The sequence below is a fragment of the Nocardioides hwasunensis genome, assembly GCF_014779665.1.
GTDB lineage: Bacteria > Actinomycetota > Actinomycetes > Propionibacteriales > Nocardioidaceae > Nocardioides > Nocardioides hwasunensis.
The window spans coordinates 20,683-30,886 of sequence record NZ_JACXYY010000012.1; the positions used below are offsets into that span (position 1 = coordinate 20,683).

The window sequence follows — 10,204 nt, forward strand, 5'->3', positions numbered from 1 at the left end:
CCACCCCACCGCAGTTGCTCCACCGCGGAGCGGCAGTCAGACGATGCCGTGCACGAACTCGCCGAGCTGGGCGAGGTTGCGGCACTCCACCATCGGCACGACCTCGCCGTAGCGGTCCGCCGCGCTGTCACCGGTGCCCCAGTGGCGCGGGTGCTCGGGGTTGAGCCACCACGCGTGGCGGGACCGGCCGGCGAGGTCGGCGAGCACCGGCAGCGCCAGGTCGCTGTAGTTGGACCGGCCGTCCCCGAGGACCAGCAGCGAGGACCGGGGACCGATGGCGTCGCCGTGCTCCTCGGCGAAGCGGGTGAGCGCCCGCCCGTAGTTCGTCCGTCCCCACAGCGCGGCCTGCGCGATGCGCGGCGCCAGTGACTCCATCACCTCGACGACGTCGGCACCCGGACGGAAGGCGTCGCTGACCTCGACCACGTCGTCGACGAAGGTGAAGGCACGCACGCCGCTGAACGCCTCGCGGAGCGCGAAGACCAGCAGCAGGGTGAACTGCGCGAAGCTGGCCACCGACCCGCTGACGTCGCACAGCACGACGAGGTCCGTGCGATGGGGGCGCTTGGGGCGGTGGTGGGTGGTCAGCGGCACCCCGCCGGTCGCGATCGACGCGCGCACCGTGCGGCGTACGTCGAGGGGGCCACGGCGCCGCGCGTGCTGCTGCTTGGCGAGCCGGGCCGCGAGCCGGCGGGCGAGCGGATAGATCTCGCGACGCATCTCCTCGAGGTCGCTGCGGCGCGCGGCGGTGAAGTCGAGCCGGTCGATGCTCGGCCGGACGGTCACGGCGGCAACGTGCTGCGGCCCCTTCTCCTCCGAGATCCGTCGCCGCGCGTCACCCTCGACCATCCCGGTGAAGTCTCCGACCCGGCGTCCGGCGACGCGCTGGGCGTGCTCGCCGTCGAGACCCTGACCGAGCAGCCCCTGCACCAGCCGGTCCATCAGCTCCGCGGGCGACACCCGCTGCAGCGAGGTGTAGGCCGACCAGCTCGACAGCCCCGGCCCCCGGCCGGGCATCGCGCCGAACCGGGCCACCGCCTCGACTGCAAGATCGTGCAACGCCTGCCGGTCGCCGCTCACCAGCGCCTCGGCGAGCTCCTCGCGGAAGCGCGCCAGCTCGGGGCCGGTGTCCGGCGCCCCCTCGACGTCGGGCAGTCCCTCGCCCGCGACCCCGCTGCCGATCAGCCGGGGGTAGTAGATGTCGAAGACCGCGTCGAAGGTGACACGCTGGGGCTGGCGCTTCAGGAGAGTCGCGGCATACGCCGCCCGCACGGTCTCGCGGTCGTGCCAGGACACCTGGTCCAGCGCGGCGACCGCGTCCAGCCCCTCGGCCAGCGACACTGACAGCCCCGCGGCGCGCAGCGCCTCCACGAATCCGATGTGGGTGTCGAGCAGGCTCATCGCGAGGCCAGCTTCAGCTCCTTGACGGCGCGCTGCTGGTCCGAGGCGTGCTTGAGCACGACGCCCAGCGTGCGGGCGACCGTGGCCTCGTCGAGGTCGTCGATCTCCAGCGCGATCAGCGTGCGCGCCCAGTCGACCGACTCCGCGATCGAGGGCGCCTTCTTGAGCTCGAGCTCGCGGAGGCGTACGACGACGTCGACCAGCTGGGCGGCCACCTTCTCCTCGAGCGCGGGGACCTGGCTGGTGACGATCGCGCGCTCCCGCTCGGCGTCGGGGTAGTCGAGGTGCAGGAAGAGGCAGCGACGCTTGACCGCCTCGGACAGCTCGCGACTGGCGTTCGAGGTCAGCACCACGAACGGCCGCCGGGTCGCGGTGACCGTGCCCAGCTCGGGGATCGTCACCTGGAAGTCGCTCAGCACCTCCAGCAGCAGCCCCTCGACCTCGACGTCGGTCTTGTCGACCTCGTCGACGAGCAGCACGGTCGGCTCCTCGCGCCGGATGGCGCTCAGCAGCGGGCGCGTCAGCAGGAACTCCTCGGTGAAGATGTCGTCGTGGGTCTCGCTCCACGTCGCGTCGTCACCGCCGCTCGCCTGGATCCGGAGCAGCTGCTTCTTGTAGTTCCACTCGTAGAGCGCCCGTGCCTCGTCGAGCCCCTCGTAGCACTGCAACCGCACCAGCTCCGCACCCGTCGCCCGCGCCACCGCCTTGGCCAGCTCGGTCTTGCCGACCCCGGCCGGGCCCTCGATGAGCAGCGGCTTCTCCAGCGCCCCCGCGAGGTACGCCGTCAGCGCGGTGGCGTCGTCGGTCAGGTAGCCGGCCGCACGCAGGCGGCTCGTCGCGTCGTCGGCGGAGTCGAACCAGGTCGTCACGCCGGGAGCCTATCGGTGGGGGGTTGGCAGAGAGGGCGGGATTCGAACCCGCGGTAGGTCTCCCTACGACCGCTTTCAAGGCGGTTCCGATCGGCCGCTCCGGCACCTCTCCTCGTACGACGCCACGGCGTCGCACACCGCGGAACTCTACCGAACGGCCTCCGCCGTGCGGACCCGAGCGCGGGCACCGCCGGGCGTGCGTGGTGAAATCTCCGGCGTGACGACCGAGACCGCCACCGTCTACCGCCTCGCCCCCGCCGTCGCGGCGCGCCTGGTGGGCGCGCTGCTGTGCGCGGTCGCCGTCCTCATCCTCGCCAGCACCATCCTGATCGCGGTCGTCGACCTGCACACGGTGTTCCTGCTGGTTCCGGTGGTCCTCACGGTCGTCCTCCTCGTCGCGTCGTGGTGGACGTGGCGGCAGAAGGGCTGGGTCGTCCGCTTCACCCCGGAGGGCTACCGAGTGCAGTGGGTCCGCGGCGTCGGGGCCGCGTCGGGCCGGTGGAAGGACGTCGAGGACGCGGTCACGTCCACGGTCGCGGACTCGCCCGTGCTGGTGCTGCGCCTGCGCGACGGCAGGAGCACGATCATCCCGGTGCAGATGCTCGCCGCCGACCGCGAGGCCGTGGTGCGCGACGTGCAGGAGCACCTCCAGCGGGGACACGGCCTCACGAAGTGGTGACCTGATTCGGCACGGGCGCGTCGCGCCTTGTAACCTTTGTGCGCCCGGTTCCGGCCGGGCATGGAGGCGTCGCCTAGTCCGGTCTATGGCGCCCGCCTGCTAAGCGGGTTTGGGGCTACAACCCCATCGAGGGTTCAAATCCCTCCGCCTCCGCGTGATCGGCCCCCTCCCGGCGGGAGGGGGCCGAATCCGGCTGCCCCCACACTTTTGCAAGAACCTGCAATGCACAGACCTGCAGCGACGTCGGCGGGACGTGACCCGCCGGGTTGAGGGACAATGAGGGGTGTCATCCCCTGTGACGCAGTGACAGCTAGAGGTGAAATGCAATGACCCCTGTACGCCGCATCGCCGCAGCAGCCCTCGTGGGTGCACTCGGCTTCGGATTCGCGGGCCTCGGGGCCTCTCCCGCACACGCAGCAGCCGACACCAGCTGGGGCCAGAAGGTCAAGGGTCCCCGGACCGCCGACACCAGCTGGGGCACCCGGACCACGGTCTCCCAGACCATCGACACCAGCTGGGGCACCCGCATCAGGTTCGGCCGCTGACCCAGAGCGCGTGCGATGATGTGCACGCAGTGAAGTGCTGAGACCCGGACCCCTCAACCCCCCACGAGTTCTGGTCCGGAAGCCTCCCCCACAGGCGCGTCTCAGCAGCGAAGGCAGCGACTCCTCGGAGTCGCTGCCTTCGTCCTTGCCACAGGTCGTCGGGGAGGTCAGCCGCTGAGCTCGTCGGTCTCCCGGCCCGAGATCCCCCGCTTGCCCATCTCGTAGCCGAGCTGGAAGCGGGTCTCGACCTCGAACTCGCTCTTGAGATCGGCGACGTAGCCGGCGTAGGTCCGCGGGCTGACGCCGAGGCGCTTGGCGCCCGCGGGGTCGGCGCGACCCTCGAGGAGCATCCGGATGGTCATCGCCCGCTGCTCGGCGGCGATGTCACGCATCAGGGAGGTCTCGCTGCTGGTGAAGGGCCGGGCCCGCTCCCAGTGGCGCTCGAACATGTCGACGAGGTAGCCCACCATCGACGGCTCGCTGATCACCATCGCCGCGATGAGCCCCTCGTGGCTGGGGATCACCGCGATGCGGCGATCGACCACGATGAGCCGGTTGAAGAACTCGTCGAGCGTACGGACCTCGGCCCCGGCGGCACTGACCGCGGCGACGTACTTGCGGGTGTCGGCTCCGCGACGTGCGGCGTGCTGGTAGAGGGTGCGCATCCGCACGCCACGTTTGAGGGCGGCGATGTCGCGCGCGCCGACCTCGCCGAGCTGCTTGACCCCGCGCCGGTCCTGCGGCTGCGCGGTGAGCAGCTCCTCCTCGGCGTCGCCGACCAGGGAGGCCAGGAAGTTGTTGATGGTCGTGGCACCGCGGATCTCGGCGAACGGACCACCCACCGCGCTCGGGGAGCGGCGCCAGGCGTGGGAGAGGGTGCTGAAGGCCTGCGCCCAGTGGGCGGACTCGGCGATCAGCTCGGCACCCTGCTGGCCGAGCGGGGCCACCACCTGTGCCTGCACGGCGGCCGGATCGACGGCTCGCCAGTGCGTGCCGTCGTCGCTCTTGACGATGAGGCCCACCTCGACGAGGAGCTCGAAGGCCTCGTGCAGCTCACCGCGCCTGGCGATGCGCTGGTCGGCGGTGCTCACGCCTCCGGACGCGACGATCTCCTCGTAGAGCGGCGTGGCGTGCTCCTCGAACACGCCGCGCTCGTGCTGCCCCAGGGGCACGACCCACCTCGACTTCCCACGCGACCAGTTGCCAACCCCGTGGGGTGATGGTGCCACAACGGCACCAACGTCGAGCCTCGGATGCACGAGGACCCGCCTCGCCGGAGGTGGTCGGCGAGACGGGTCGTGCGCGAGGTGGGATCAGGCGTCGAGGCGCGCGGTGAGGGTGTCGAGCTCGCTCCAGAGGACGGCCGGGAGGTCGTCGCCGAACTTCTCGAACCACTCCTGGATCTGCGGGATCTCGGCCTTCCACTCCTCGGGGTCGACCGCGAGGGCCTGCGCGAGCTGCTCCTCGGTGACGTCGAGCCCGTCGATGTCCATCGAGCCCGGCGCCGGGACGTGGCCGATCGGGGTCTCGACCGCGGCGGCCTGGCCGTCGATGCGCTCGATGACCCACTTGAGGACGCGGCTGTTCTCGCCGAAGCCCGGCCAGAGGAAGCCGCCGTCCTCGTCGCGACGGAACCAGTTGACGTAGAAGATCTTCGGCAGCTTGGCCGCGTCGTGGTCCTTGCCCATGCCGATCCAGTGGCCGAAGTAGTCGCCGGCGTTGTAGCCGATGAAGGGCAGCATCGCCATCGGGTCACGGCGTACGACGCCCACCGCGCCAACGGCCGCAGCGGTCGTCTCCGAGGAGAGCGTGGCGCCCATGAAGGTGCCGTGGTTCCAGTCGCGGGCCTCGGTCACCAGCGGGATCGTCGTCTTGCGGCGACCGCCGAACAGGATCGCGTCGATCGGCACGCCGCGCGGGTCGTCGTACTCGTCGGCGAGGATCGAGCACTGCTTGATCGGGGTGCAGTAGCGGCTGTTGGCGTGGCTGGACAGCTCGTCGGACTCGGGAGTCCACGGCTCGCCCTTCCAGCTCGTGGCGCGGGCCGGCGGGTTCTCAAGGCCCTCCCACCAGACGTTGCCGTCCTCGGTGAGCGCCACGTTGGTGAAGACCGAGTTGCCCTTGCGGATGGTCTCCATGGCGTGCGGGTTGGTGTGCTCGTTGGTGCCGGGGGCGACGCCGAAGAAGCCGAACTCCGGGTTGACCGCCCACAGCCGGCCGTCCTCGCCGACGCGCATCCACGCGATGTCGTCGCCGATCGCCTCGACGGTCCAGCCGGGGATGGTCGGCTTGAGCATCGCGAGGTTGGTCTTGCCGCAGGCGCTCGGGAAGGCCGCGGCGACGTACTTGGTCACGCCCTGCGGCGAGGTGAGCTTGAGGATGAGCATGTGCTCGGCCAGCCAGCCCTCGTCACGCGCCATGACCGACGCGATGCGCAGGGCGTAGCACTTCTTGCCGAGCAGGGCGTTGCCGCCGTAGCCCGAGCCGAAGCTCCAGATCATCCGCTCCTCGGGGAACTGGACGATGTACTTGGTGTCGTTGCACGGCCAGGCCACGTCGGCCTGACCCGGCTCGAGCGGCATGCCGACGGAGTGGAGGGCGGGCACCCACTGGGGGTCCTCGCCGGCGGCCTCGAGCTCCTCGATGCGGCTGAGCACCTCGGTGCCCATGCGTGCCATCACGCGCATGGAGACGGTGACGTAGGCCGAGTCGGTGACCTCGATGCCGAACATCGGCTTCTCGGCCTCGACGTGGCCCATCACGAACGGGATGACGTACATCGTGCGCCCGCGCATGCAGCCGGCGTAGAGCCCGCGCATGAGGTCCTTCATCTCGGCCGGGTCCATCCAGTTGTTGGTGGGGCCGGAGTCGCGCTCGTCGACCGAGCAGATGTAGGTGCGGTCCTCGACGCGGGCGACGTCGGTCGGGTCGGACGCGGCGTGGAACGAGTTGGGCATGACGTCGGGGTTCAGCCGGGTGAACGTGCCCGTCGCCTCGAGGGAGGCGGTGAGCTCAGCCCACTCCTCGTCGGAGCCGGTGCACCAGTGGATGGCGTCCGGCTGGGTCAGCTCGGCGACCTCGGTGACCCACGCGAGGATGCCTGCGTGGGTGGTCGGCTGGCTGGTCGTCTGGGGCGTGTCGGTGTCGATCGTTGCGGTCATGACCGTTTCCTTCAGCGTGCGTAGCGGCTGGTTCGCGCGGCCTCGTTGTCGGCGACTTGCGCGGGACGCTAGCCCGTGTGAATGCACGCACATATTGGATCGATCACAGATGTGTGACCCCCGTCTCACCTGCGCTTTTGCCGTTTATCGGCGGAAGTGACGGCTCGTCGGGGAGAGACCGATCACCCCTCCCCCGGGACGGGGCGAGGGGTGGTCGGGTGGACGTCTCGATCAGGCGTCGACCGACGCGGGCTCGTGCGCGAGCGCCGCGGTGTCGGCCCGGTGGGCGCGCCAGGAGTGGGAGATGGCGTACGCCCAGACGGCGGCGATCGTGACGTAGATGGCGATCGCGACGCCGCCGGGGACGGCGACGAGGTCGGCGTTGATCAGGGTGCGGCTGTTGGTCAGCACGATCAGGCCGCCGACGAGGGATCCGAGCATCCGGGCGGGGATGACCTTGACGAGCATCGCGGCGAAGGGCGCGACGATGACGCCGCCGACGAGGAGGCCGACCACGATCTGCCACTGGATGCCGGCGAAGCCCAGGGCGGTCAGGAAGCCGATGGAGGCGGCGAGGGTGACCACGAACTCCGAGGTGCTCACCGAGCCGATGACCTTGCGGGGCTCCATCCGGCCGCTCGCGAGCAGCGCCGGGGTGCCGATCGGGCCCCAGCCGCCACCGGCCGTCGCATCGACGAAGCCGGCCACGCCGCCGAGCGGCACGAGGAAGCGGCGTCCGAGCGGCTGGCCGACGCGGCTGGTGTCGAAGCCCTTCACCGTGAAGCGGACGAGGAGGTAGGAGCCCAGCGCCAGCAGGAGCACCGACATGACGACCTTGGCCAGGTCGACCGGCATGTTGACCAGCAGGGTGGCGCCGACGAAGGCGCCGACGGCCCCGGGCAGCGCGATGGTGCGGACGACGCGCCAGTCGACGTTGCCGAAGGAGTGGTGCGAGATGCCCGAGGCGGCGGTGGTGCCGAGCTGGGCCAGCTGGACCATGGCCGAGGCCATGGCCGGGTTCGTGCCGATCATCAGCAGCAGCGTCGTCGAGGTGACGCCGTACGCCATGCCGAGGCTGCCGTCGACGAGCTGGGCGGCGACACCCACGAGGGCGAACATGATGAGCTTCTGCACGGGGACTCCTCCGGGGAAGGACCAGGACGTTGTCCCTAAAGTACAGTGAATTGATAGGTTTGACTAATCGAGTGGTCGGCGTGTCCTATCACCCGCTCACCCACTCACCCACCGCCCTGACACGCAGCGAGGGAGCCCCGTCCGGCAGGGCTCCCTCGAAGGCAGTGCTGAAGTGGGACCGTCAGGCCTCGTCCTCCAGGTCGGCGGCGACCCGGCGGTGCGCCTCCCAGATCTCCTCGGGCATCCGGTCGAACTGCGCGAGGTGCTCCTCGCGGAAGCCCATCTCCTGCTGCCAGCGCTCCTTGTCGATGGTCAGGATGCGCTCGAGGTCCTCGGGTGCGATGTCGACGCCCTCGAGGTCGAGCTCCTCCTCGGTCGGGATGATGCCGACCGCCGTACGCCGGCCCTCGACCTCGCCGTTCTTGAGCTGGAGCAGCCAGAGCAGCGGGCGCAGGTTGTCGCGGTAGCCGGGCCAGAGGAAGTGCCCGTCGTCGGGGTCCTTCTGGAACCAGTTGACGTGCGCGAAGATCGGCTGTTCCTTCGCTGCTCCCACGACGTCGAGGTAGTGGCGCGCGTAGTCACCCTCGCCGTAGGCCATGAAGGGCCGGTTGGACATCGGGTCGTAGCGCAGCTGCCCGTCGACGCCCTCGGCGGCGAAGGTGGCCTCCGCGCCGAGCGTCAGGCCGTCGTAGACGCCCTCGGCGAGGTCGGTGATCGCGCGGATCAGCGGCTCGCGGTCGCGGGTGCGGCCGCCGAAGATGATGGCGTCGATCGGCACGCCCGTCGGCTCGTCGTAGTCGGGAGCGATGTTGGGCACGTTGGCCAGCGTCGTGGTGAAGCGGCTGTTGGGGTGGGCCAGCGCGGCCGTGTCGTCGTGCTTGCGGTCGGCGAGCGGGGCGCCCATCCAGTCGACCCAGCCGCGCACGTCGGTCGGCGGCTTGGGCGTCTTGCCCTCCCACCACACCTCGCCGGTGGCCGGGTTGTGCGCGACGTTGGTGAAGATCGCCTTCGTGCCCTCGCCGATGGAGTGCAGGGCGTTCGGGTTGGTCGTCTCGTTGGTGTCCTTCGCGACACCGAAGACGCCGTACTCCGGGTTCATCCCCATCAGCCGGCCGGACTCCTCGTCGACCCACAGCCACGCGATGTCGTCGCCGTAGAAGGAGACGTGGTAGCGCTCACCCAGGGCGTCCGGGGCGGCCATCATCGCCAGGTTGGTCTTGCCCGAGGCGCTCGGGAAGCCACCGCAGACGTGCCACGTCTTCCCGGTCTGCTTGTCGTGGATGCCGATGAGCATGTACTGCTCGGCGAGGAACTTCTTGCTCGCCCAGCCGTCGTAGGCCCCCTGCCGCAGGCCGTGGGCGATCTTGCCCAGCAGCGCGTTGCCGCCGTAGGACGAGCCGAAGTGCAGGATCGTGCGCTCGTCGGCGACGGTCACGAAGTAGCGCTGGTCGTCGGGCGTGCCCTGGCCGAGGTGCTCGAGGTCACCGGTGACGTGGACCGCGCGGACGAACGAGTCCGGGTCCTCGAGGTCGTTGACGAACTGCACGCCGACGCGGGCCATCCGGATCATGTGGAGCACGACCGTGCGGGTGTCGGTGAGCTCCACGCCGGCGGCCCACGGCGCGAGCGCGTTGCCGGCGGGCGCCATCAGGTAGGGGATGACGTACATCGTCTTGCCCTCGGACGCGCCGCGCATCCGGTCGTGCAGCATCGGCTTCATCTCCGAGGCGGGGCGCCAGTTGTTGTAGACGCCCCTGTCCTTCTCGTCGTTGGTCGCGACGATGGTCCGCTCCTCGGAGCGGGCGGTGTCCTTGTGATAGCTGCGGGAGTAGTAGCGGTCCTCGCCCGCCATCTCCAGCTCGCCGGCCGCCACGGCCTCCTCGAGCAGCCGGGCGTCGTCGGAGGCGTTGACCACCTCGACGCGTGTGGCGCCGGTGAGCTCGGCGTACTCCTTCACGAACTCCCGGACCAACGGGTTCGTCAGTCCGGCTTCGTCCAGGACTGCCTCGAGATCTGCCATCGCGCTGCCTCTCAGTCTGCGGCGGGTGCGGACCGCCGCGTGTGCGGGTGCTTGGCACGATAGGGCACCGCACCGCGCGGGGGACCTGCCCGCAGGGGGTGCTGATTTCACTCGTCCGGAGTACGTCGGCTATCCTCGACCAGTCCTCGCGGCGTGCAAGCGCAACGACGGACATGCGCCTGTAGCTCAACGGATAGAGCATCTGACTACGGATCAGAAGGTTTGGGGTTCGAATCCCTACAGGCGCGCAGTGTGATCTCTCAGGAGATACCGGACAGGCCGGACCCAGATTCTGGGTCCGGCCTTCTGTGTTGTCCGGGCTTGGGGCCGGGCGGTCGGCCTAGTGGCTGGTAGTTGCGGGTGGGGTCGATGGTGAGCTCACGGAGCAGTTCGCC

Annotated in this window: 8 protein-coding genes and 3 tRNA genes; 4 read left to right on the forward strand and 7 right to left on the reverse strand. The window is 70.1% G+C overall.

From position 1 onward, the window contains the following. Positions 1-36: 36 nt before the first annotated feature. From IEZ25_RS21045 to IEZ25_RS21055, 3 genes are all read right to left on the reverse strand, one after another. Positions 37-1,401: a VWA domain-containing protein gene (locus IEZ25_RS21045; RefSeq protein ID WP_191201451.1), complete on the reverse strand. Its 1,365-nt coding sequence runs from the start codon at positions 1,399-1,401 to the stop codon at positions 37-39. Then, positions 1,398-2,270, reverse strand: coding sequence for an AAA family ATPase (locus IEZ25_RS21050; protein ID WP_191201452.1), 873 nt, complete (start codon positions 2,268-2,270; stop codon positions 1,398-1,400). Before IEZ25_RS21050 ends, IEZ25_RS21045 begins: the two co-directional genes overlap by 4 nt. Before the next feature lie 24 nt (positions 2,271-2,294). Continuing rightward, positions 2,295-2,382: transfer RNA gene (locus IEZ25_RS21055), tRNA-Ser, on the reverse strand. 105 nt (positions 2,383-2,487) lie between these two features. Between IEZ25_RS21055 and IEZ25_RS21060 the strand changes: the two genes are divergently transcribed. From IEZ25_RS21060 to IEZ25_RS21070, 3 genes are all read left to right on the forward strand, one after another. Continuing rightward, the gene (locus IEZ25_RS21060) at positions 2,488-2,949 is read left to right on the forward strand and encodes a hypothetical protein (RefSeq protein WP_191201453.1); all 462 of its coding nucleotides are present in this window, start codon (positions 2,488-2,490) and stop codon (positions 2,947-2,949) included. A gap of 62 nt (positions 2,950-3,011) precedes the next feature. Continuing rightward, positions 3,012-3,102 (forward strand) — tRNA-Ser (locus IEZ25_RS21065). A 173-nt stretch (positions 3,103-3,275) separates the two neighbouring features. Further along, complete coding sequence (locus IEZ25_RS21070) at positions 3,276-3,494, forward strand: hypothetical protein (protein WP_191201454.1); 219 nt, start codon at positions 3,276-3,278, stop codon at positions 3,492-3,494. A gap of 167 nt (positions 3,495-3,661) precedes the next feature. Here the strand turns inward: IEZ25_RS21070 and IEZ25_RS21075 are convergent, their stop codons facing one another. The 4 genes from IEZ25_RS21075 to IEZ25_RS21090 form a co-directional block, all read right to left on the reverse strand. Then, positions 3,662-4,666, reverse strand: coding sequence for a TrmB family transcriptional regulator (locus tag IEZ25_RS21075; RefSeq protein WP_191201455.1), 1,005 nt, complete (start codon positions 4,664-4,666; stop codon positions 3,662-3,664). Positions 4,667-4,807: 141 nt separating this feature from the next. Beyond that, a complete protein-coding gene (locus IEZ25_RS21080) occupies positions 4,808-6,655 on the reverse strand; it encodes a phosphoenolpyruvate carboxykinase (GTP) (RefSeq protein ID WP_191201456.1) in 1,848 nt (615 codons plus the stop codon). Between the two features lie 231 nt (positions 6,656-6,886). After that, positions 6,887-7,789, reverse strand: coding sequence for a sulfite exporter TauE/SafE family protein (locus tag IEZ25_RS21085; RefSeq protein WP_191201457.1), 903 nt, complete (start codon positions 7,787-7,789; stop codon positions 6,887-6,889). A gap of 181 nt (positions 7,790-7,970) precedes the next feature. Continuing rightward, positions 7,971-9,809 (reverse strand): phosphoenolpyruvate carboxykinase (GTP), encoded by a 1,839-nt coding sequence (locus IEZ25_RS21090; protein ID WP_191201458.1) that lies wholly within the window; start codon positions 9,807-9,809, stop codon positions 7,971-7,973. A gap of 175 nt (positions 9,810-9,984) precedes the next feature. On the opposite strand from IEZ25_RS21090, the gene IEZ25_RS21095 reads away from it, so the two are divergent. Beyond that, positions 9,985-10,057, forward strand: a tRNA-Arg gene (locus IEZ25_RS21095). Positions 10,058-10,204 lie beyond the last annotated feature (147 nt).